Below are 23,425 nucleotides of genomic sequence, written 5' to 3' on the forward strand. Positions count from 1 at the left end.
AACGGCTAAAACTAAAAAGGCTCGCCCATAACACCCTGGCTCTCGGGTCGTGACGGGTTAACTCAATAGAGAAGCCTAAACATGTAGATCTTGAGGCGGAGGATTGACGGACGCGGGTTCGACCCCCGCCATCTCCACCACATTCTTCGAAGCCCGCTTTTCAGTAACCAACTGAAATAGCGGGCTTTTTTAATGTTAAGCGACAGAGACAACAGCGCAAAAAGCTGCAAAGTGTCAGACCTCAGTGCCTGACTGAATGATGCTTAAAGCATAACCTTACGCGGCCTTTAACTCCTCTTCAATGATCCATACCGCCAGTTTGACGTGATCCGGCCTGTACTGCTTGATCAGTGCTGCCGAGCCTTCAGCCTGAACTAGACCGAACGTAGCTGAATCTTGCTGTAGTACGCTCACACGAGCACCTAGAAGTGATTCGTCGCAGTCTGACTGACTAAGTAGCTCGTATGATGAGTGGTCAAGCTCTTCCTCTGCCAAGATGTCGCAAAGGTGCTCGAAGCTGATCAATCGATGTTTGGGTTGGTTGTTCGCATGATGCGCGTTCCTCTATCGATGAATGGAACACGCATCTTACATAATATTAGATAAGCTGAATATTAAGTAAGTTCTGACTTACTTACTTGATGGCGGCATAATCACACGGAAGACGGCGCTTAAACATAATCTATAACAGGTTCCGACCCTGACGGTCAGGGGTTAGAACCCCTCAAGGCGCGCCACTTTTTCTACACACCTATCTCCTTGCTCCTATTCGGATATTGCTGGCCTATCCATCTGAGCCAAAGGCGCACCCAAGTACCGTTTGCGGGGCGTATATACCGGTGGTCACAATATGGTCACAGTGCCGGAGGGTAGTGTTGTGGGTGTTTGTAGATCCGTCTCCGGTGGAGACGGTCTACAAGTTAGAGGAGCTGGCTGATAAGTATGCAGTTTTGGTTTTTTGCATGACGTCTAAAATCGCAAGTGCGACACTTGTATGAAAGCTGCCCTTTATCACTTCATCACGAATGGTGGTACTCAAACAGTGTTGATGTTCCCCATCGGAAAATTGCCCGCAATAATCAGAAAAACGCCAAGCATGGTGATGTCTATTGAATTGTACCAATTCAAGTAACTGGGTCTGGTCTTCAGGAGAGCTCGTTAGGTGCTTAATCAATGTTGGAGAGTCAGCCTCTGCATTGATGACTCTGCTTGCGAGAAAGCGTGCGTGATGAGCTTTAATCGTCAGAGGTAGGTTCTGGGGTCGTTTGGCTGTGATTAGCCACATCCACATGGGTGGTTTGGTGCGATACCATTCTTCCACATGATCAAAGTAAACGTTCCAAGGTAAATGAAATTTTACTAACTCAATATCTTCTAGCCCTTGATCGCACAATCGTTCTTCTAACTCTTCTTTTATCCAGAACTTCTGTTGGGGAAAGTCTGCCTGACCACGAATATAGCCAAATAAATTATTCATGTATTTTGAGTGGTAACTTGTCACCTTTTTGTAGGCTTCTGATTCTGAGAGGCCTACGATTTCGATGAAATAAGCTAGCTGAAGATTTGTGTAGTAGAGCCGTGCTTCGAAAGAAGGTAGAAGCAGGATGCAATCACCACCTGGTTTGAGATTCCGAAGGATGCCATTGATAGCTTTCTCAAAGTCAGAGAACTGCTCTGGTAGCAGGCTTGAAACTGCTATTGCTAGGTCTAATTTGGTGGGAGCTGAAAATTCATGAATAGAGGATTGGATGAATTCTACGTTCTCTAACTCAAAGTGTTTTTTCCGTGCTTGCTCAAGCATGTTCAAGCTTTTATCGACAGCAAAAACCTGTTTAGCTTGATGGAGGTAGGGCAGCAGGTTGCCTGTGCCTGTACCCAAATCAGCAATGACGCTATCACTGCCGACTAGTAGTTTTATGATCTTAGTAAGTGGGCGGCAAGCATCTTTGTCTTTAAAAATGCTAATTATGTTTTTGTCATAATCAACCATTTGATCCCAAAAATTGTTTTCTGTGGAGTCCTTCGTTCTTCTCATTTAAAGCCCGCTTATGTTTGATGCACTTATACAAAGGGGTGCGGGAATGAATTAATTGCTAGTTGTTTTGGAAAAAAAGTGCTTCTATCGTATCTGTCGCCTTCATCAATGTGCAAAGGGTGAAGATCAGGAATAATAGCTTTGTAAACAAAGAATCCATTATCTTCTATAGCGGGATCACTGAGCCTTTTGTAATAAATATCAACCTGTTTTTTATTAAGCAGTTGTTGAACTTTTTCTAGGCCTTCGCTCGGCTCTGTTTCTCTTTTTGATAATTCAATGTGTTTTGAAGACGATAGCATTTTTTTTAGCTTCACCTTATTTTTTATATCGCGCCAATAAGCGATTCTTTTAAGCTTATGCTCAGAGGAATGGTTCCAATTCCTAATTTGATATTCGCACCAAAGCTTGTTTCTTACTGCCTCTAGGAATGAGGCATTGATAGCATCATGGCCATTTAGCGAAGTAGAAATCCCGATAGACAATGGATAATTAGTGCTTAGATTTGAGTTGTCTTCTATACAGCACATAATTGTATCGTATTCGTGATCGGGGTTAATTTTGAATAGAGTAATTTTGTTATTGCTTATTTCTAATCTTTGAATTATTTCAGAATGAAGGTACTGCAGTTGTTGGTTTTCAACTATAGAGAATGGTGCCGAGTCTGATAAGAATAGCGTTATGAAATCGTTTCGTTCGATCACTTCAAGTATTGCATATAGCTTTGCTGAGCATTCACTAGTTCTACTACAAGTGCCTGTACTACTTGGGCCTCTGAAGTAGAATTTATCTAGAGTAAAGGGGCAATATATTAACTGCGCAGGTATTAGTGTTTTTGTGCCATCCGATCGTTCACACTCTGTCCAGTGAAGCTCAATCTCTTGGCTGTAGTTTTCTAAAGCTCTTTTGTTATTGCATAAGGCATTTAGGTTTAATGTAGTCCCAGTATTCTTGATTTTTTCTATCACAAGGTTTTGAGGTCTAAAGATGGATAGGCAATACCTTTCCAAAGACTCTGAAAGTGTTTTACGTATCGATAGGTATATGTTTTTATCAAAAGCACTAGAGCTGCCGATGATGCTTAACCCATCTTGGGAATTAGTTTTTGCGAAGCTATATACGTAACCAAGCTCTATAGCAAAGTGATCTAGCTGCTTTAGCTCCTGCGAAAAATTTAATTCTAAATTTAAGCTTGCAAGTGAAAGTAAATCCTTTTTAAGTTTTTGAAAATAAGGGCCTTTATCAACTACCATATGCTAGATCCCTCCGCCACAACTACCGTCTCCTGCGTCATCTCCCCCATCTGTAGTTGGTTCTCTACCTATAAGTGTAATAATCGATTCAGCATCCAAAATTTCGGCATTAATGGCATTGCTTAGCTCAACGTAGAAACGCTCATTCGATTCATTGCTGGAATCATCTCGAAGTTCAACACTGATATATTTGTAAATATCACCCTCTTCGAAGGTAAGAGTACCACTAGTGTCATAGTAGTCGATCCCTCTTTGGGCAGTGCCTTCGGTAGTAGCGTAATCAACTGTGCTCTGTGCCCCCAGTTCTCCACTGCGGGTTACTGTAATGTTGGCAGTACCACTGCTTTCGTTGGCGGTTCTGTTTGAGATCGTCAGATATGCACCATTAGCATCAATGGTCACAGTGGCTTCAGCATCACCCAGTGTTGAGTTAGTTGCGTTATCTAGCTTAAACAGGAAGCTCTCTGCATCTTCCGGTAGTGTGTCGTCGATAATATCGATCACAACCGTCTGCTCTGTCTCACCTTCAGCAAAGGTAAGGGTACCACTGGCTTCTGTGTAGTCATCCCCTGAGCTAGCCGTCACATCTTCGGTGAAGTATTCAACCGTGCTTACAATGCCTGTAGAGCCTTCTCGGGTGACAGTGATTGATACGGTGCCTGCACTTTCATCAACAGTTGCATCGACTACTGAGATCACAGCTTCATCATCTCGAATAGTGACTTCAACCTGATTCTCTTCAATGTGTGCAGTAATAGCATTGGCTAGGTTAAAGAAGAAGGTTTCGTTCTCTTCCTGTGTGTTGTCATCGATGATGTCTATATCAAGGGTCTTTTCAGTCTCACCCTGTTCGAAGGTCAGTGTGCCATCGGTAGCCACATAATCACTACCGGCTTCGGCATCATTATCTGCTGTTGAGTATTCAACTGTGGTGCTGTTGGCTGTACCTGTACGGGTAATGGTTAAGGTAACCGAGCCATCACCTTCGTTAACGGATACATCGGTAATGTCGATGCTGTGTTCATCGTCTGCAATGGTGACAGTGGCTCCGGCATCATTGATTACACCGTTAGTGACATTGGTCAGATTCAGCTGGAAGCTTTCATCGCCTTCGTTCTCATCATCATTGATGATTGGAATCTCAATCTGCTGTTCGGTTTCATCTGCTGCGAAAGTCAGAGTGCCGGATGTCAGTGTAAAGTCTTCACCTGAAGTGGCTGTATCGCTGCTGGTAGCGTAGTCCACCGTAGTGACTACCTGAGTTGCCCCTGAACGGGTGACTGTTACTAGTGCTGTGCCTGCATCTTCATTAACGCTGATGTCAGTCATTGCCAGTAATGGATCGTTATCAAGGATAGTGATCGGAATAATGGAAATTGGTGTGGTGATAAATATCAGATCAGAGTTGTTAACAAACAGGTTGGCGATCAGGTTAAAACTTTCAGTGTCTTCGGGATCAAAGTCATCGATCAGCTGAATCTGAATCGTCTTCTCTGTCTCACCTGCTTCAAAGGTCACTTCACCACTTATCGCTGTGTAATCGCTACCCGCTAGAGCGGAGTCATCTTCGGTTTGGTAAAGAAAGGAGTTGGTTTGGCTGAGATCACCGGTGCGTTTGAAGGTCACAGTGATACTGCCATCACCTTCACTGGTTGGAACAATATCTTCCACAGAGATCACCACATCATCATCCAGTATGGAAACGGTGGCAGTGTCGTCTGGGATGGTTAGGTTATCCGGTTCAGAGAGAGTAACAGTGAAGGCTTCAGTCTCTTCAATATCGTTATCTCTGTAGATGGTGATGTCTAAGGCTGCAGTTGTCTCACCTGTTTTGAACGTAACCGTTGTATCAACAGACTCAAAATCTGCATAGGCACTGGCAGTACCATTCTGTGTTGTGACTTTAAAAGAACTCTCAGAATAGATAGAGCCTTCACGGGTAAACGTAACGGTAGCAGTGTCTTCTGCTTCGCTGATGGATACATCATCTACGGACAACGTAGGATCATCACCCAGTGTAGTGATCAGTCGAGCCAGATCACCCAGCCCACTCAGTAACTCTTCAGCTTCATGACCAATGCTGGAAAGCCAGTTACGAACTTCAGCTGCTACGTCATTACCTCTATAAAGGTCTTCGAGTGAAAGCGTCGTCAGGGTATCGGTAAAACTGTTCGCTGCATCCAAACGATTCTGGATGACTTGAGCATCGTTATTCTGTGCGCCGTTGAGCAGGTCTAATGCTATAGACTGCAAGGTTACAGCGGGATTGTTCTCAAGCTGATCTACCCATATATCAAGTATCAGTTGTGATTCTGGATCACGATTGAACAACTGTTGGTAAAGAGCAGTAATGGTCTCAGCAGAACTCAAGCCACCAAAGCGTGCTTCTGCTTCAGGTGATGTGCCAAAGGCTTCGATGATGGCAGATAGATCACCACCTACCGCATCCAGCGCTTCAGCCCATGCTTGCTGACCACCCGGATCAGCTGCACGTCCATAATAGGCGATGTAGATTTTCTGAACCTGATCGAAGTAATCGCTTGCTGCCATCCTATGCTTTCCCTGTAAGCTTGAGACTGTGTATAAAGAATAAGCAGAGTCTAAAGTAAGTGGATAGATGGTGGCAATATGAACAGTTGTAGTAGGTGGGTGTATGTGCGGCTATTTTGAGTTTGATCATGATGCCTTTAGCGCAAAGAGCATGTTAAAGGTGCCTGCTTTATCTAGTTTGTCTGGCCAGTTCAGACTGAACAGTGGCAGTGGCCCTGCATCATCTGTAGATATGATCATTCAACGTGAAGGTGAAGTAACAGTGGCACCGGCTATCTGGTGGTTGTTACTGGATCGTGAGACGCTAAAACCATCACGCTACACCTCTTTCAATACTCGTTCTGACAAGCTTCATGTGCGCAACTCTGCAGGCTTTCATCCGTATCGTAACCACCGTTGTATCGTACCTGCTACAGGTATTGTCGAAGGTGAAGGCGCTAAAGGTAACCGGCGTTACCATTTGATAGAACCTGAGAACACAGCCTTTGCGCTGGGTGGTTTGTACAAGGAGTGGTTGAACCCTGAGACGGGTGAACATGCGTATTCTTGCTCTGTTATTACGTTGCCACCGCATCCGAAGTGGCAAGGGATTCACAGTAAATCGACACCGTTGTTTTTGCCCCATGATGATAGTGAACTGATCGAGAAGTGGCTTGATCCTGAATGTGATGATGTGAGTCAGTTCGAGGGGGTATTGAAGCCAGAGTTAAGAGATACTTTGAGAGTGACACCGGTAGATAGGCCTTCGAGCCGTGTGGCTGTGGGTGATCCGTTTACAGTGTGAGCAAAAGACTACCACCCGTTGCTCATCTTCATCACAAACAGCAAAGAGGGATCAGTAACCACTCTGCTTCCCCTTTGTTTTCTCTGAGCCGTTCATGCTGTGCCGGTGCTCTGGCCACTCTAGTCTCGATGTTCATAGCCCTGCTCTGGTTCAACAGCTGTTTAGCTAAGACTTAATCTCCAGCCCTTTCTTCAGTATTTCATTCTGTACTTCAATAATCGCTTCTAGGGCAGTTTTGCCCATTGGGCCCGAAGTGCCACTATCAGGTCCAAAATCTGACAGCTTAAGCAGCTCTCCGTGTGTTATGGTTTCACTTTCGGCCTCTGCCTCAGGCAAGCCCGGCCCGGAGTATCTATCCTCATCAGTCTCGGAGCGTAGCGCCTCAGGGACAGAATAACGATCTTTATCGTCGATTCCTTCATGATCATTCAGCGGCTCTTGGTTTTCTGGCTCATAAGCCGGAGGCTGAAACGCTTCAGGATCGTTCTTAGCGGCTTTCTGTTCAGGGTTATAATTATTACTGCGGTACAGCTTAGATTGATCTCTCAAATCGTCCCATAGTTTACGTGCTTCCATTGTGCATTCTCGGCTGACCTTCAGCGGATCATCTACGTATAGGCTGGATATGTTTAGGTGCTTGGTTAGGTACTGGGGCCATCCGGCATCACATCTGTAGGTATCAAATCTCAGCGCAAATCGCTTAAAATTCTCTTCTGCCTGATATGTGTTGAGACCATGAAGGGCTTGTTTCGCAGGGTTCTTGCGGTAAGCATCCGTTGCTTCTTCACGAGTCAAAAGCAGCTCGCCATGCACGTGTGGGCGACCTCTGCAGCCTCTTACAGCGACCTCAACCTGAAAGAAGTAAGGTACATCACGACCTGTAGCTCGTTGCAGCTGTTGCTTCACATTCTTGCGAAGCTTAGCTGCGCATCCTCGCTGATCTGTGCGCATCGACTGAATTAGTTCCCGGCTCAGGTTGAACGTGAACGGCACGACAACCAACCCATCACGTGCCGCCAGTCGTTTCATTGCTAAGTGATACAGAATTGCTTTGGTCTTGTCAGTAAGCCTTCGCCACTCTGGTAGAGTCTTAACACCGTTATCTTGGAAGTGTTGATGTAGCTGTGGGTATATTACTAAAGTGGACAGCGCAGGATCTGAAAGTCGATCTTCTGTAGCCTCCAACGCACGGGCGATGCCCTTGTTCTTCAGTAGGTTTCGAGGTTCTCTACGTGAGCTCTTTTTGTCGTTTTTATCCGTGAGCACTCGCGGCAGTGTATGGTCGTAAAAAGCTCTGTGGAGCATGATTTAATGTGCCTAAAAATTAGTTTACCCTGCTCATGCAGGGCGTATTGTATAAGCATTAATTTTCAAAACACCTGATAGGCGATGAGCCCATCAGGGTCTATATATGGACGATTTCTCTAGACTATTGACAAGCTGATGGGTCATTAGCGGCGCATCAGCGTGTCATTCAGTCACTCGTCGTCAAGGTCTTCTGACTGCAGGCGGTCTCTTACCTGTGCTACGTCAGCATCGTCCATTACCTTGATTGTCAGCTCCGGAAGCTCTTCACTGTACTCATCAAATTTATCAGCACCAGTAGCTATCCGGGCTGCCTTCTGAGTACTCACGGCTGCACTGGACGCAGAGTTTAACGCTCTCAATGCATTTGCGGCTTCGTGTGGATTAGTGGTGTCGAGAGACAATACAGCTTCAGTAATCTTCTCACGAATCAGTTTGTTCAGGACAATATCATCAACGATCATGCAAGCGGTCGCTTGTTGCAGTTTTTCGTCGTTACAGAGGTTGTTAATTCGTTGTTGTGCTTCTTTCACCAGTCGGTCCTTCATGTGACCCTTTGGGGCAGAGAAGCGTTTGCAGATACGTGAGATTGTACTGTAGGAAACACCTGTAGATGCTGCTATAGAGGCTCTTGTAGCGCCTACAGCTCGTAGTGCGAGTATCTCTTTAATCTGCGATATATTTGCGTGTTTGCCGGGCATAGCTCACCTCAGTGCAGCGTAGGCGGTGCTGGTGGCAATTTGTGAATTACGGAGTCCAGCCAGCTATCAATGCGGCTACGGCGATAAAAAATACGGCCTCGATAAGCTGTCGTATCAAGCTTACCCAATCGTCGGGCGTTTCCTCGTGAGCTTTGGATTTCTTCATTGCCTATCATGTCCTCCATATCAGGATCTCGTTGCGCTCTTCGGTTTTCAAGTAAAAGGCTGTGCCAGTCCAGGTCATAACGACCTGTAGCCACTGCGCAGTACATAGCCGCCTGAAAAGTTTCCATCCAGCACATCTCATGCACTTCGCTTGGCAAGAGCCTAGCGTTAAGCTCAGCTGCTTTTTCATCGTTTACCATGAACGTCATGATTTGCCTCCGGATTGCCCTACTAGCACTTTTTCAGTCAACTCGAAGTTACCTGTTAAGAACTTGCGCAGCTCTATCAGGGCTTCTTGCTCACTAGGCTCTTCAGCATCGATTTCAATTATGCGCTTCAAGAAGCTTTTCCAAACCTCGCGCTCTTCCCCCATTGGAGGACATAGAGCTTGGAGCCCAGCAGCAAAAACAACTCTGTATATAGAGGCTTTAGGTTTGTTTAATGCTTCAGCTGTTAAAGCAATTAACTCTGCGGTCTGCTCATCAACATAGATAGCATTATTGACTGTCTTGCCTTCGGCCTTCTTTTTTGCGCGATAGCGACGTTGAGCCTCAGTCTTACTGACTTTCTCATCGTCACTTTTGCGAGGACGGCCCCGCCCTCTTTTTTGTGTATCCATATGTAAACTCCTAGATATTAGGGAGCACTAATAATACCAAACAATACAATATTGATCTACCATGCAATTAATAATACACTGTCCTTAATGTATACTTTTCGAGACACATTGAGAGCAGAAACAGAATGCCACCTACAGCTGTCTCATAAAGTGTCTCAAAATAAAATCTCTCAAAGCTTGGGCTTTTTGACACACCGGAGATCATGAACATGGCTGTTATAGGATACGCACGCGTAAGCTCAACAGGGCAGAAACTGGACGTACAACAGGACAAACTCAATCAAGCAGGCTGCGAACGTGTTTATGAAGAAAAACGCTCAGGGGCAAATACAGACCGCGCACAACTACTGTCAGCTCTAGACTATGTCCGCGAAGGCGATACGTTTGTCGTAACTAAACTCGACCGTTTGGCTCGTTCCATGAATGACCTATCCAACATTGCAGAAAGACTGAACAAACAGGGTGTGCATCTGCACATACTGGATCAAAACATTGATACATCCACCAGTGAAGGCCGTTTGATGTTTAACCTGCTGGGTTCATTTGCAGAGTTTGAGCGTGACATCCGTGCAGAGCGCCAGGCTGACGGTATAGCAAAAGCTAAAGAGAACGGAGTAAAATTCGGACGGTCTGCAAAGCTGTCTGAAGAGCAGAAAGTGGAGATTCGTGAACGTGCTGCAGAAGGTTCCATGAGTAAATCTGCGCTGGCTGCTGAGTACGGTATCGGACGTGCAACTCTGTACAGAGTACTCTCTGAAAAGCAGGCATAAAAAAAGCGCCTATTTACATAGACGCTTTCTTTAAATTTTGAAGGTATGACATTTCCGCTCTAATTGCGTGGTGTGAGGGACCTTCTGTGCGTAAGTATATGTGAAGCCGCCCACGTTAGTATTAGACTTTAGTCTAATGCTATATAATTTTCAGGCCTTGCCTGGCCCACTTAACACTTGGGTCAGGCCCCTCTTTAGCATAAATACTACCCACAAGATTGAAATACTGACCACGACCAACCTGCCTATTTTTCCTTATAGGCACAATGATTGGTGCAACTCCTTTGACTTCATAAGTAAGTACGACAACCGAATCTACTTGATGCACATTTGCTGACCTAAACACTGACTTGGGCGTGGCAAGAATTTCTGGCAGCCTCTGAATCAGAGAAGCCTTGATACCATGATCAAAATGGGCTTTCCCAATAACCTTAGCTTGTATAGCTATATCCAGTGCAGGAAATCCAGCATGGGTAACTAAATACTCAGGAGTAGGCCCTAACTGCAATACCCTTTCGTGCTGCGGATTTCCCAGAGCCTCGTCCTTGAGCAGAATACTAACGAGTGACGAATAATTATTCACAATCCAATCCTAGATTTTTCTGAACCAGCATTATACACGATCCCCCATTCTAACCGCACACTTCAACACCTTACCCTCGCCTTTCGTCTCTTCTTCATGTACTTCTTCTTGAAACCATCAAAAGAGACGTGCGACAAATCAAGTCCCTCATGAGTAACAGCATTGACGACATCAATCAGTTCTCGAGGCGGGAAAATCTTTTTGCCTTTAAAAGGGTAAGTTCGCCTTGCCACACCACCTGTACTATGCCCTGTCACCCATGAATAGCTGCTTTCAGGTATTTTTCTGACCTCAAACTCTTCAACAATATTATTTCGAAAAGAATGGAACACTACCTCGTTCTTATCGACATTTTCACCAGGTACGATACCCGCCCTGACTTTAAACGTCCGATTAAACCACTTGCTAAAAGCATGGCTCCACTTACCTTCACTGAGTTTCAGATCAAACAGCATTTTTCGGCGGGCTTCACATCGCATTTGCGCATACTCTACAAGGCCAAAATCGATAAGCCTCTTATGGATCGGAAAAACCCTAACACTACTTTTATTCTTCTTAATAGGCTTTCCATCCTCATCGAACTCAACCATGTCAAAACACCAGACATTATCAATTTCCACAATATGCTCTGGTTTCAAGCTACAAATCTCTTCTGCTCTAGCACCGGAGAAAAGAGCAATCAGCGGTATCCAGAAGCTCCCTTCATGCAGATCTTCATTACCATGTTTCTTACCTATAGCGGTTCCATCGAAACGATAGACATAACTGTCAAATAGCTGCTGCAGTTCCTCAAGATTCCAGCTTCTTCGGTTTGAAGTTTCTTGCGCGGAATTAATTTCGAAATCTTCGATCACACCCGCATAATTTCGCTCAATACGGTTACGGTTAGCAGCCCAACGAAAAAACGTTCTAACAGAGTTGAAGTGGTTATTTGTAGTTTGCAAGGCTCTGGCTGGCAGCCCTAACTCAAGCATTTCTGCCCCTGTTTTTCCAACAGCAATGCCCTGTTCTTTGGGCAATTGAGCACTTTTCTCAACAGCGTCATCCAACATTGCTGTTGTTAAGTCTCTAGCCAACGGATCTCCAAGAAGCTCAATAAAGAGCATCACCTGCCTCTTTTGTTCCTTCTTGCCTTTCTCCGTCTTTCTCTTAGTTCTCTTGAAGAAGGCTTCCGCTATAACTGATAGGCGCTCATTGTACCCTCCTCGCTCTAAAACACTCTGCTCTGCTTCAACCATGCGCTGAAGAACGAGGCCTGGCAAGTCATCCCCAAGCTGTTTAGCATGATTAGCATGCTTTTGAGATTGATCTTCGATGATACTGATAAGCTCCGCAGCACGTTCAGCCCTTTTTAACGCCTTTTCTTCAATGGCATCAATCTCAGTTCCAGCAACATCACCAAGCTTTGCCAACCGCCTTAGCACGTCAGCCTGCTTACTTGCTACGTTAAGCCTACTCTTGGCCTCATCTTCTAACTCTTGGGCATATTCTTTTTTAGAATCCGCAAGACGCTCAGCAGTCTGCAATTCATTCATCTGAGCACGCACTGTCTCTGCTGTACTTACTGAGAAGTCTTCAGTCAATTGACTGCGAATCTCTACTGCCTTTTGCAAAAATTTATTGTGTTGTCTCTTTTGATCGCCCATCGACTTCAACAGCTCCAGCAAACAGTCCATCTCAAAGAGGAACCACCTTACCCGGAAGGCCGCTTCACGTCGATTTTTTGTTCGCAGAGATACTCGTATATCTCGTGGCAGAAATCCTATTCGAACCCTACTTTCGGTATCGAAGACATACCGAGCATAGTATGTCCCATACTTATCTTTATATCCGTTTGGAAATGGCATTTTTTTTACACTCTGGACACGATTAGTGTCAGACCTGAGTGTCAGACCCCAACAGCTTATAATCCTTATAACTCCCAAATAATCAATAAGTTAAAAGAAATACAACCAGCAACCCCGCCATCTCCACCAAATTCATAAAACAGCCCTGCTAGCATCGCTAGCGGGGCTTTTTTATGGATTTTGTTTGGCTGTGTTGAGAGCACCCGCGTAGCGGGTTCGAGCCGAGCCAGCTTTGCTGGTGAGACAACGTTGCAACAGAGTTGCAACGGCCCGAAGGGTGAGGCCATAAGCCGAATACGCCCGCCATCGGCCTAACGGCAGCACACTTCGCTACTAGTGGTGAGAACGCCTTCGGCTGCTAGCAACCAGAACAATCTCTCCAACCACACTAGTGGGAAATGGGAGACTTGACCCCGTATTTGCTCAGCATGCAACCTTAACTATTTCCTCAATGACGAACACCACTTGGGCTGCATCTCTGAATACGTTCTGAATGATCTGTTCGATTCTTTACCTGAGTACGATTATTTAAACCAAGAAAACAGGTCAGCTTTTCTAGAACAATCTAAATCTATTGTTAACCGCATCAACGTCCATTTGAGCAGCCCAACAGATTGAGCATAGAGACTGGGGGGATGATTAGAAAAGTTTACGGGCGATGGATAAGCGACTAAAGAGAAATTGAAAAAAAACACGTTTTAGGCTAGATTTAACAAAAATAACGTAAAAACCTGAGTAGATAATGATAAAAAAACTAACTTTCCGGAACTTCTACTCATTTTATGAGAAAACGGAAATTGACTTCTCAGTGAATAAGAAGCCCGCTCTCACATATTTTGATACAGAAATCGGAGAACATAGATTAAATAAAGCTCTAGCTGTGATTGGACCAAACGGTTCTGGCAAGACTCAATTATTGAGACCCTTGGTATTTTTACATTGGTTTATGAGTTCATCTTTTGACAGACTAAAAGCTGATGAAACGATACCATTCAGTCCTCATATGCTGCATGCCGAAGAGCCCAGCTCTATAGAATATGAATTTTTACTCAATGGTAAAGAGTATAAGTATTCCCTTGAGTTAACAGAAGAACATGTCATCTCCGAAGCACTATTTGAGAAAACAAGCCGTGCATTTAGTTATATTTTCAAAAGAGAAAGAACTGGCGACACCTACACTTATAAATACAAAAATTTCTCTTTTACAAATAAATTAGCAGATAACCTTAAAGCCAACTGTTCCATTATTTCTGCGGCATTGGTTTACAAAGCAGAAAGTGTTGATTTCTTATTTCAATTTTTGAACTCGCTAGGTTCAAATGTGCGTCATTATGGAAGGAATGATTACCATGATGCGGACTTAATTGATTGCGGCAGTTTCTACAATGAGTACCCCTCCACATTTGAGTACGCTACTCGAATTCTCAAAGATATGGATCTTGGAATCGATGATATTGAGTTAAAAGAGATTCAGCAAATGAACGATTCCGGGGAAGAGGAAACTGTCTTCTACCCGTTTGTGCATCACACAACAGGGAAACTAGGTTTTGCTCTTCCTATGCTCAACGAGTCTAGCGGAACAAAATCAGCCTTTGTTTTATTAAGGACCCTTTTGCCTGTCTTGGAGGACGGAGGTATAGCCGTTGTTGATGAAATAGACAATGATCTACACCCTCATATGCTTCCATTTCTTTTAGATCTCTTTAAATTTGAGCATACGAATCCGCATAATGCTCAAATAATCTTTACTTGCCATACACCTGAAGCTCTCAACCTTTTAAAGAAACATCAAATTTATTTGGTAGAGAAAATTAATTTGGAGAGTGAAGCCTGGAGAGCTGACGAAATAGAAGGACTGAGACCTGACGATAACCTGTATGCAAAATACAATGCTGGCGCCCTTGATGCCGTTCCTAACATATAAGGTGCTAGTTAATGGCAAAAAGAAAACATCATAAGAATAAAACAGCATTACTCATAGTTGGAGAAGGGCCGATTGATAAAGCCTTCCTGCAACATATACATAACACAGTAAATTCAAGAACAGGCAATAAAGTTAAAGTGGCTGCGGCAGATGGAGGCTCACCCAAAGATGTCATCATAACTGCAGCTAAATACCAACACGCAAGTTACGACAAAAAGTTTGTTCTGATTGATGAAGATATTCCAATTTCACAGGAAGAATTAGATTTGGCCGAAGAACTTGGCGTAACAATTTTTATCTCCTCCCCTGTATGCCTTGAAGGCATGCTCCTCGAAGTTCTGGGGCAAAAAGCACCTTCAACAAATAAGGAGTGTAAAAGCAAACTACACCCACAACTTAATGGTCAACCTACTTGTAGAGAGAGCTACCAACAGTTATTCGGCAAAGAAGTTCTTACCGATTCACAACACGCAACCATTCAATCCTTGCTGCAGGTTTTCTCTTAATTAGGCACCATAATCTCATTAATAAACGTAACCAATTAATTTAATGAAGATTTCTCAAGGTTCGACCCCCGCCATCGGCCTAACAGCAGCACGCTTCGCTACGAGTGGAGAGAACGCCTTCGGCTGCTAAGAAAAAATGAAAGACTTGACCTTGTGATTGCAAAGCTAATCCACCACCGCAGTTTTATCTTCCTTTCTGGCTTTCCATTTCAGTTTCCCAGCAGTAAATACAGCAGCTAATACAACAATACACTCCGCTATGAACACATTTGTCGCAAACGATTGAATACCTTGAGACTTAAACACCGAAACCCCTAATGCGGTGTAGTAGACTGCAGAGGTAATCCAAAATGAAACCGCCGTCTCAGCTGTCAGCAACTTCTCTTTTTGTTCATCGTCAGACTTCGCTTCGCTATGCCACTCTTTGTCCAGCGCCTCAGAGAAAACAGAGGCACAGAAGATATTAATTAATGAAATTGGAAGTGTAATTGCTAGTGAAAGAAGCACCAGCTTAAACGTGTCCAGCGCCATGAAGAGTTCACGATCAAAAACGAAAAGAACTAGGGCTCCGGGAGCCAAAGACCCTAAAAAGACAAACAAGGAGATCAACCCTTGTCGCCAAGTAAGATGCTTTAATTCTTGTATCAAGGCGTATCTCCCTATATCACCATCTCAAAACTATCTAACCAACCCTACCTCAAACCTGCAACCTATACCCAGCCCTAATCGCACCCCAATGCTCGCCCTGAACAAACAAAGGAATAGAGAGATCAAACATCAGCTCACCAGTATCTCTTCTGTATGTCTGAATCAGGAATGGCTCTGTATGCTTACCCACTGTTTGACCTACTCTATCTGTGAAAATTCGCTTAGTGCGATTTCTTGCAACGTCTAATGTGTAGTTCCCGGTTAGAGGTTGTGAGAAGGCCAAATTATGTGTGGGCACATACCCGTTTTCATCGCTCAGAATAAGGTAAATCAAACTAGGATGTTTCTTAAGCCACAGCTCTTGAACAGGGCCAATATAATCATCCGTAAACTGGTCAAATTTTGTATTAAAACGGACAGGGTTGGTATCAGGGATTTCAATATAGTTACGGTCGAATAAGGCTTCGCGAGTGATGTCATTCCTAAGAATAGAATCTTCAATACGCGCCTTAATATCACTACCCGCTTGCTTAACGAGGTCACATATCTCTCTATGCAGAGGGTGGGAAAAGCTATTTTCATTAATTTTGAAAATCCCAATCACATCCTGCATCTGTTCCACTTCATGCTGAAGCTGCGCTGTGTGATTAGATAGCAGATTTGATTCACTATTATTAAGATCTGCTAAAGAAGCAATTTCCACAACAGACCTTGTCACTTGGCCAATACCTGTGGCTTGTTCCTGTGAAGCGGTACTGATGGAGGAAAGATCATCGCATATTTCAAGAATCTTCTGGCTCATCTGGGTGACGGCTTTGCTCGATTCTTCAGCCACCGCCTTGGCCTCGGCACAGGCCTCAATGGTTGACGTAATGAGATCCTTAATTTCTGACGATGCATTGGCTGAACGCCGAGCTAAGGCTCTGACTTCCTGAGCCACAATAGAAAACCCTCGACCGTGCTCCCCCGCATGAGCCGCTTCTACCGCTGCATTGATCGAAAGAATGTTGGTCTGGAAGGCGATCAGGTCCACCGTCTCAATAATTTTGTGCATCTCTTCAGCACTATCATTTATATTGGCAATCGAGCGCGACATATCTTCAATTGAACGATTTCCATCCTTTGCCAAGCCCACAGCATCAACCGAAACTTTCTCCGCATGGGCTGTTTTCTGGGCGTTACTAGCAATCGTCGCGTTAAGCTCCTCCATGCTGGAACTCGTAAGCTCTGTGGCTTCTGACTGCTGTGAAGAGCGCTCAGCTAGTTCTTTACTCTGAGCATTCAAGTGCAATGATGTTCCGTTAATACGTGAACAGCTTTTATAGATCTGTTTTACGACTTCATTAAGGTTAGCAATCGTCGTTTGTAAAAACGCTTCTGATTGAAAATCCTTCTGCTGATTAGGCTTGGTTTGAGCATTGAGATTACAGTCAGCTAACTCCGCCAATCCATGATTGATCATCGAGAGCTCTTCAGAAGCATCATCTTCTTGCTGACGGATAACGAGATAGCTTCCGTTATTGAGCTCATGAACTCTCATTAAGAGGCTTTCATTAGCTCTAAACGTTATCGGCTCTTCACTCCCGATACAGTTATCCGTCAAAACCTGATTAAGCTGGTTGAGAAATTCCTCTTCATCCACCAAATCACACCTTAGTGGCGAAGCGCAGTATTCAATCGCCAAAGTGGAAGACACTATCGCATAGGGCACATCACAATATTGCAAAACTTCATAAGCTATACCTTCCGGTAAAACATGCTGCTCATATATCCCCATAACCCTTCCTTAAAACAACTGTTTAACTAAGTCTTTCTGCAGAGTAACAGTATTTATGACCAGAGATAAATGAGAAAGAAGTTTAATCGCCCCAAGACTGCTTAACTCTTTCAACGGGATTACTCAGGCACTATGGTTATAACCATCAATTGCCCCTCTCCCACACACAACTTTTGTATTCCCCCCAGCATTTACTATTCTGAAATAACTTACTGTTTACTGGCGCAAAAGAGTTGATGTCCGACCCAAAAACAAAAATTCAGCAGTTGGAACAACGGATTAAGGAGTTAGAAAAGGACAACAAGATACTTTCCGATTTCGCTGATCTCTCATCCGACTGGTTCTGGGAGCAGAACTCTGAACTTAGGTTTACTCGTTTTTTCGGTCTATCTACCGAAAAGCTACAACGAGATCAGAAGCTTTTTCTCGGCAAGCGGCGCTGGGATATGCCTATTTGTGATCTCTCTGAGAAGCAGCTTCAGGCCCATATTGACTGCTGTATGAACCATCAATCCTTCCGTGATTTTGAATACGAAGTACCAGGTGATGACAACAGTTTGCAGCGTTACTCCATCAGCGGCACCCCCTTTTATGATGATCAAGGGGAGTTTGCCGGTTACCGAGGAATTGGACGCAATATCACCGAACTAAGATCAGCACAGAATGCGGTAAAAGAGAGCCAACAGAAACTATTACAGATCTTACTGGGCAGCCCTATTCCAACTTTTGTGATCGATTCTGATCACGTTGTTACCCACTGGAACCCCGCCTGCGCGAATTTAACTGGCATTGAGGCGAAGGATATTATCGGTAAGAAAGAGAGCTGGAAGGGGTTTTATCGGGAGGAGCGCCCCACTATGGCAGACTTAGTCGTCGCCGCTTCCCCAACAGAATTGGTTCGCCACCATTATGGCAACAAATTTTCCTTTTCCAATCTGATTCCGGGGGCCTGCGAGGCGGAAGCCTTTTTCCCTCAGATGGGCAGCAACGGTTTATGGCTTCATTTTAATGCCTCCCCCTTAAAAGACATTAATGGCCATACAGTAGGTGCAATAGAAACGCTACAGGACGTATCTTCTCGCGTAAAAGCTGAGCAGACGGAACGTAAACACTATAAGCAACTTCAAGCTTCCCACCTGGAATTACAGAGAACCATGCAACAGTTGGTGGAAGCTCAGAAACTAGCCGGACTAGGACGATTGGCAGCCGGTGTTGGACACGAGTTAAACACACCTCTGGGTAATATATTAATGGGCCAGAGTGTTGCTCAAGCCATGTTAGATGATCTGATAGAAAGTTTTGATGAAGGGCAGTTAAGCCGCAAGCAACTGGACAACTTCATCACTGAAAACCAGAACGCGCTTTCCATTATTGATTCCAATCTCAAGCGATGCACCAGCCTTATTAATCGTTTCAAAGAGATGGCCAATGATCAGAACCATACTGAATCGGTCCCGTTTTCCCCCCATGAAGTCATGAACGATGTTTACACCCTCTCTGCCCATGAATGCCAGAAAAAGAACATTCGAATTAACAATCTGATCCCCGCAGACCTGTCTATCACCAGTTATAAAGAAGCTTTTGAACAGATTATGTTCAGTCTACTGGAAAACAGCATCACTCACGGCATTGCTAGTAGCGGCGAGGTAGAAGTTCAGGCAACACGCAGAAACAATAACATTGAAATCAAATTTCAAGACAATGGCTGCGGTATGGATGAAGAAGCTCTGAAGCATGCTTTTGACCCTTTTTTTTCTACCCAATTTGGTCAAGGCAGCTCAGGCCTGGGCTTGTATAGAGTGTATAACCTGATTACTGTGGTGATGGGTGGTTCAATTACACTTGAAAATACCTCACCCGGATTGTGCGCCAGATTCAACATTCATGATGAAGATTTGTAACAGCGCAATAATCCACCAAATGTGAAACTAAGCCTGAATAGCTATTAGCGAGTCTTTAAGGTTTTCCTTAGTCACAGGCGTTTCGGCTAAAGCAGTTCAACTGCAGCTGACCTCGTCTTTAGAAAATATCAACTACCCTTATAAACACGTCATCAACAAATAGGTGACTACATGCCTATTTCAAATACTAAACACACCTTTGATATCTGTTTGCTAGATATAGAAAAACGGCTATTACCTTACGCTTACGCCTTAAAAGAACGTCTGGAAAACAATGAGCCACCAACAGAAGGGGATCTAGACTTCCTGTTGCAGTTCCAGAAGGCGATCCAGAACCTGAATGCCTGTGCCATCAACCTTCCTGATAACCATGTAGTACTAGGGAATCTCATACAGCTATACAGCTCTCTGGTTTCTATGGCGGCAGATAACAGTTCGATAACGTAACTCATCTATTGGTCTATCCACATTGCTCCTTTTCTATTAGCTGCTTATGCTCATAGTAAGTTCGCTAAGGAGTTTGCCATGTATCAACCTAGCCCGATTATCCTGCAGTTCCCGCCACCAACACTTAAAGCCGTTGATTTTGAAAGTAGCGAGCTTTCCGATAAAGATGACTACCTTAAAAAACTGAAAAAGTGGCAGAAGAAGATGCTGCAAGTTCAGCAGGCTTATTTCCACCAAAAGAAACGCGCCATAATCGTTCTTGAAGGCTGGGATGCCAGCGGCAAAGGTGGCGCGATAAGGCGCATTACAGAGAAACTGGATCCTCGAGGGGTTATCGTCCACCCGATCAGCGCGCCAACACCAGAAGAGCAGAGCAAACACTACCTGCATCGTTTTCAGGCTCGACTACCGGAAGCGGGAGCAATCGCCATCTTTGACCGCTCCTGGTACGGCAGAGTTCTGGTAGAGAGGATAGAAGGTTTTGCTTCTGAGAAAGAGTGGCAAAGGGCTTATCAGGAGATCAATGAGTTTGAACGTAGTCTGATCGATGATGGTGCCCGGATTATTAAGGTTTTTATGCACATATCACCGGAGGAGCAGCTCAAGCGTTTTGAGGAACGATTAAATAATCCAGTTAAGCGCTGGAAGCTGACAACCGAGGATATTCGGAACCGGGAGCGCTGGCCGGATTATGAAGAGTCGATTGAGGACATGTTTCGTTATACCTCCACCAACTCAGCCCCTTGGAATATTGTGGCGGGCAATCACAAATGGTTTGCGCGTATCGAAGTACTTAAAACTGTCGTCGAACGTTTGGCTGAAGGCATTGATACCACTCCACCACCACTAAACCCAGAGGTGACACAAGCGGCATATGAGGCTTTAGGTATCAGTATTAAAAATAAATAGCCCGAAATATTAATGTAACAAAGAGGGTGCATGATTAGCTGAATAATTAAATGAGGCTAACAAAATGAATGATCACCATCTTAAAACTCAGCTGAAGCAGTTGCTGAAACGCGGTTACTCTGAAATAGATGTACGCAATCTGGCAATTGCTCCAAAGAACTTAGTAGACCAGGCTATTGCAGAATTTAATGCTGACCAGCGTTTAAACGAACAAACAATCCGTATTCAGCATAACCAAGCAAGCTTTGCGATGCGTTTAGGCGGTTAATTTAACCGTCTAATTGCTACTTCCTTCCTAAAACGATACTGATCTTCCTCAATCTTTAGCATTATTCGATTTTTCTCTGCTTTTTGTTCAGATACAATTCACACAGGTTGGTGTACTAATATACGCTAATTAGGCAATTTGGCTGCTCCGTGGGGAAGTCAGAAGTAGAGCCAACCGACAACTTATGAGCACTTACAGGAAAATTACAATGAAAAAAGTACTGATTGCAGCTGCAGCTGCTGCCCTGATGGTACCTGCTGCAGCTATGGCTGAGCGCGATGGTGCAACTGTTTACAACACTAAGTGTGGCGTATGCCACGCATCTGGTGCAGCGAACGCTCCTAAAATGGGCGACGCAGCAGCTTGGGGCCCACGTGCGGCTCAGGGCATGGAAGCACTGATGGCTACAGCTAAAAAAGGTAAAGGCGCTATGCCTCCATACGGTCTATGCATGGACTGTACTGATACCGAACTACAGGCTGGCATTCAGTACATGCTGGACAACTCTAAGTAATCTTAGAGCTGCCACATAAAAAAACCGCCATTAGGCGGTTTTTTTATTTATAAGGTTTAACCTTAGAAAATGTCGGTTGGTCGCAGATCGATCAACTGCGCATCCGGATCACCGTCACGGGTAGCCTTAATCTTATCCAAAGATTCCTTATCTTTACCTTTGGTCACAATAATCTCTACACGACGGTTTTTAATCCTGTTTTCACGCGTTGTATTTGGCACCAGCGGCTTAGTATCAGCATAACCAATCACACGGAAACGGGTCTGATCAATTCGTGGATCGCCATACAGTTCATGCGCAACAGCTAACGCCCTGGCAACAGAAAGATCCCAGTTGGACTCAAACTCACGCCCAGCATAAGGAATGTTGTCACTGTGGCCTTCGATAGCCACATTACCTTGCACGCCAAGAAGTACGTCACGAATTTTTGCCAACACAGGAATAGACTCAAATTTCAGTTCTGCAGAACCGGAATCAAAGGAGCCTTTCTCCTTAATTCGGATGATAATTTTCTTACCATCTGTCTCAACTTCAACACTACCCTGACCAATCTCTTCAGCCAGCGCCGCAGCAAATTCTACAGCTTCCTCTTTAGCTTGTTGCTCCTGCTGTTTCTGCAACTCCTGAGCTTCACCTGCCTCTTTATCTGGTGAGTCACTGTCACCCTCTTTTGACCGGATATCCAACGTATTCATATCGTTGTTTACAGTCATCTGACGAACTTCGTTCAGGGGTGTAGGCTCCGGGCGCCCAGGGCTAAACTCCTGCGCAATAATCGAGGTACCTTTAGGGATATCTTCTACTTTGATTTGGTTCTGAACACCAAATGCCTCACGCATAGAACCTGCAAGCTGTTTGAACTTCAGTACGTCCATCTCGGAGAACGAGAGCAGAAGTACGAAGAAACACATCAACAGCGACATCAAGTCCCCGAAGGTCGCCAGCCAAGCTGGCAAGCCCGCGGGGCAGGGGGGGCATTCGTGTTCTTCGGAGTCGTCACTCATTTTTCAGTACCTTATCCGAATTAACCTTCAGCCGCTGCGCGTTTTTTCTCAGGCAGATAGTTACGTAGCATCTGCTCGATTACACGAGGGTTCTGACCTGCCTGAATCGCCAACAGACCATCAATAATTAGGTCACTGTTCATCGCTTCCTCATCTTTGCGAACATCTAATTTCGCCGCAATAGGAATACAGATCATGTTGGCCAACATCGCTCCATACAATGTTGTCAAAAGGGCTACCGCCATCGCAGGACCGATCGACTTCGGGTCACTCATGTTGGACAGCATCTGTACCAGACCTACCAGAGTACCGATCATCCCCATCGCTGGGCCAACATCACCGATAGTAGCAAAGATGGTGGCACCGAATTCGTGGCGGTCGCGGGTAAGCTTGGCTTCTTTTTTCAGGAGGGTTTTAACTACATCAGGGTCGTGACCATCAACCAACAGTTGAATGCCACGCTGCATGAAATCACTACTTACCGTTTTATCTTCCAGAGAAAGCAGGCCACCTTTACGTGCAGCATCAGCCAGGTCAACGGTTTCTGCGATGATATCTTCAGGGTTCAGGGACTTGAACATGAATGCTTTAGCCGCAATCTTACCTGCAGCCAAAAACTGTCCAAGCGTATACGACATCAAAACAACAAATAGGGAGCCACCTATTACGATCAATAGTGATGGAGGGTTAATGAAGACACCCACGTCTCCACCCATAACCATCGCGGCTACTACGATACCAAAACTACCCAATAAGCCGACGAGCGTTGCTATATCCACTCAGTACTCCTTAAATGAAAGCCGAAAACCCTGTTCAAGCCTTATTTGCGAACTGCCTATGATAGCAAAAATGTCTACACAGTCATCCATCCTACAATCGTTTAATCAAGAATAATGCGAGATAATTGATTCTGAA

23 protein-coding genes and 1 other RNA gene are annotated in these 23,425 nt (G+C 44.6%); 10 read left to right on the forward strand and 14 right to left on the reverse strand.

The window, feature by feature from the left end; all coding sequences use genetic code 11:
* Positions 1 to 140, forward strand: a transfer-messenger RNA (tmRNA) gene (gene ssrA, locus GY843_RS11995); the annotation flags it as partial.
* A 136-nt stretch (positions 141 to 276) separates the two neighbouring features.
* Here the strand turns inward: ssrA and GY843_RS12000 are convergent.
* The 4 genes from GY843_RS12000 to GY843_RS12015 form a co-directional block, all read right to left on the reverse strand.
* The gene (locus tag GY843_RS12000; protein WP_297309912.1) at positions 277 to 414 is read right to left on the reverse strand and encodes a hypothetical protein; all 138 of its coding nucleotides are present in this window, start codon (positions 412 to 414) and stop codon (positions 277 to 279) included.
* Positions 415 to 913: 499 nt separating this feature from the next.
* Positions 914 to 2,035, reverse strand: coding sequence for a class I SAM-dependent methyltransferase (locus GY843_RS12005; RefSeq protein ID WP_297309914.1), 1,122 nt, complete (start codon positions 2,033 to 2,035; stop codon positions 914 to 916).
* A gap of 26 nt (positions 2,036 to 2,061) precedes the next feature.
* Entirely contained in the window at positions 2,062 to 3,288 is a 1,227-nt protein-coding gene (locus tag GY843_RS12010) for a YcaO-like family protein (RefSeq protein WP_297309916.1), read from the reverse strand.
* A 3-nt stretch (positions 3,289 to 3,291) separates the two neighbouring features.
* Complete coding sequence (locus tag GY843_RS12015) at positions 3,292 to 5,838, reverse strand: Calx-beta domain-containing protein (protein ID WP_297309918.1); 2,547 nt, start codon at positions 5,836 to 5,838, stop codon at positions 3,292 to 3,294.
* Positions 5,839 to 5,941: 103 nt separating this feature from the next.
* Between GY843_RS12015 and GY843_RS12020 the strand changes: the two genes are divergently transcribed.
* Positions 5,942 to 6,622, forward strand: coding sequence for an SOS response-associated peptidase family protein (locus GY843_RS12020; protein ID WP_297309920.1), 681 nt, complete (start codon positions 5,942 to 5,944; stop codon positions 6,620 to 6,622).
* Between the two features lie 165 nt (positions 6,623 to 6,787).
* Here the strand turns inward: GY843_RS12020 and GY843_RS12025 are convergent, their stop codons facing one another.
* The 4 genes from GY843_RS12025 to GY843_RS12040 all read right to left on the reverse strand — a co-directional run bounded on the left by GY843_RS12025 (position 6,788) and on the right by GY843_RS12040 (position 9,412).
* On the reverse strand, positions 6,788 to 7,927 hold the full coding sequence (locus GY843_RS12025) for a hypothetical protein (protein ID WP_297309922.1): 1,140 nt from the start codon (positions 7,925 to 7,927) through the stop codon (positions 6,788 to 6,790).
* A 173-nt stretch (positions 7,928 to 8,100) separates the two neighbouring features.
* Positions 8,101 to 8,628: a hypothetical protein gene (locus tag GY843_RS12030; RefSeq protein WP_297309924.1), complete on the reverse strand. Its 528-nt coding sequence runs from the start codon at positions 8,626 to 8,628 to the stop codon at positions 8,101 to 8,103.
* An 8-nt stretch (positions 8,629 to 8,636) separates the two neighbouring features.
* Entirely contained in the window at positions 8,637 to 9,002 is a 366-nt protein-coding gene (locus GY843_RS12035; RefSeq protein WP_297309926.1) for a hypothetical protein, read from the reverse strand.
* Complete coding sequence (locus tag GY843_RS12040; protein ID WP_297309928.1) at positions 8,999 to 9,412, reverse strand: hypothetical protein; 414 nt, start codon at positions 9,410 to 9,412, stop codon at positions 8,999 to 9,001. Before GY843_RS12040 ends, GY843_RS12035 begins: the two co-directional genes overlap by 4 nt.
* Before the next feature lie 209 nt (positions 9,413 to 9,621).
* On the opposite strand from GY843_RS12040, the gene GY843_RS12045 reads away from it, so the two are divergent.
* Complete coding sequence (locus tag GY843_RS12045) at positions 9,622 to 10,182, forward strand: recombinase family protein (protein WP_297309930.1); 561 nt, start codon at positions 9,622 to 9,624, stop codon at positions 10,180 to 10,182.
* A gap of 139 nt (positions 10,183 to 10,321) precedes the next feature.
* Here the strand turns inward: GY843_RS12045 and GY843_RS12050 are convergent, their stop codons facing one another.
* Together GY843_RS12050 and GY843_RS12055 are read right to left on the reverse strand one after the other, a co-directional pair.
* Positions 10,322 to 10,765 (reverse strand): hypothetical protein, encoded by a 444-nt coding sequence (locus GY843_RS12050; protein ID WP_297309932.1) that lies wholly within the window; start codon positions 10,763 to 10,765, stop codon positions 10,322 to 10,324.
* A 62-nt stretch (positions 10,766 to 10,827) separates the two neighbouring features.
* Positions 10,828 to 12,441 carry a hypothetical protein gene (locus tag GY843_RS12055; RefSeq protein WP_297309934.1) on the reverse strand — a complete coding sequence of 538 codons (1,614 nt, stop codon included), beginning with the start codon at positions 12,439 to 12,441 and terminating at the stop codon, positions 10,828 to 10,830.
* 913 nt (positions 12,442 to 13,354) lie between these two features.
* Between GY843_RS12055 and GY843_RS12060 the strand changes: the two genes are divergently transcribed.
* Both GY843_RS12060 and GY843_RS12065 read left to right on the forward strand, forming a co-directional pair.
* Complete coding sequence (locus tag GY843_RS12060) at positions 13,355 to 14,536, forward strand: ATP/GTP-binding protein (protein WP_297309936.1); 1,182 nt, start codon at positions 13,355 to 13,357, stop codon at positions 14,534 to 14,536.
* Positions 14,537 to 14,547: 11 nt separating this feature from the next.
* Positions 14,548 to 15,042 carry a hypothetical protein gene (locus tag GY843_RS12065; protein ID WP_297309938.1) on the forward strand — a complete coding sequence of 165 codons (495 nt, stop codon included), beginning with the start codon at positions 14,548 to 14,550 and terminating at the stop codon, positions 15,040 to 15,042.
* A gap of 165 nt (positions 15,043 to 15,207) precedes the next feature.
* Here GY843_RS12065 and GY843_RS12070 read toward each other — a convergent pair whose 3' ends face one another.
* Positions 15,208 to 15,690: a hypothetical protein gene (locus GY843_RS12070; RefSeq protein ID WP_297309940.1), complete on the reverse strand. Its 483-nt coding sequence runs from the start codon at positions 15,688 to 15,690 to the stop codon at positions 15,208 to 15,210.
* Between the two features lie 49 nt (positions 15,691 to 15,739).
* Entirely contained in the window at positions 15,740 to 17,467 is a 1,728-nt protein-coding gene (locus GY843_RS12075; RefSeq protein ID WP_297309942.1) for a methyl-accepting chemotaxis protein, read from the reverse strand.
* 236 nt (positions 17,468 to 17,703) lie between these two features.
* Here GY843_RS12075 and GY843_RS12080 point away from each other — a divergent pair, with 236 nt between their 5' ends.
* From GY843_RS12080 to GY843_RS12100, 5 genes are all read left to right on the forward strand, one after another.
* Positions 17,704 to 19,368, forward strand: a complete 1,665-nt coding sequence (locus GY843_RS12080) for a PAS domain-containing sensor histidine kinase (RefSeq protein WP_297309944.1) — start codon at positions 17,704 to 17,706, stop codon at positions 19,366 to 19,368.
* 171 nt (positions 19,369 to 19,539) lie between these two features.
* Entirely contained in the window at positions 19,540 to 19,815 is a 276-nt protein-coding gene (locus tag GY843_RS12085; RefSeq protein WP_297309946.1) for a hypothetical protein, read from the forward strand.
* Positions 19,816 to 19,893: 78 nt separating this feature from the next.
* A complete protein-coding gene (locus GY843_RS12090) occupies positions 19,894 to 20,724 on the forward strand; it encodes a polyphosphate kinase (RefSeq protein ID WP_297309948.1) in 831 nt (276 codons plus the stop codon).
* Between the two features lie 64 nt (positions 20,725 to 20,788).
* Complete coding sequence (locus GY843_RS12095; RefSeq protein ID WP_297309950.1) at positions 20,789 to 20,992, forward strand: hypothetical protein; 204 nt, start codon at positions 20,789 to 20,791, stop codon at positions 20,990 to 20,992.
* A 208-nt stretch (positions 20,993 to 21,200) separates the two neighbouring features.
* The gene (locus GY843_RS12100; protein WP_297309952.1) at positions 21,201 to 21,506 is read left to right on the forward strand and encodes a c-type cytochrome; all 306 of its coding nucleotides are present in this window, start codon (positions 21,201 to 21,203) and stop codon (positions 21,504 to 21,506) included.
* A 62-nt stretch (positions 21,507 to 21,568) separates the two neighbouring features.
* Here the strand turns inward: GY843_RS12100 and GY843_RS12105 are convergent, their stop codons facing one another.
* The gene (locus GY843_RS12105; RefSeq protein WP_297309954.1) at positions 21,569 to 22,510 is read right to left on the reverse strand and encodes a flagellar motor protein MotB; all 942 of its coding nucleotides are present in this window, start codon (positions 22,508 to 22,510) and stop codon (positions 21,569 to 21,571) included.
* 20 nt (positions 22,511 to 22,530) lie between these two features.
* A complete protein-coding gene (pomA, locus tag GY843_RS12110) occupies positions 22,531 to 23,289 on the reverse strand; it encodes a flagellar motor protein PomA (protein WP_297309956.1) in 759 nt (252 codons plus the stop codon).
* Positions 23,290 to 23,425 lie beyond the last annotated feature (136 nt).

The organism is Neptuniibacter sp. (genome assembly GCF_024231755.1).
Lineage (GTDB): Bacteria > Pseudomonadota > Gammaproteobacteria > Pseudomonadales > Balneatricaceae > Neptuniibacter.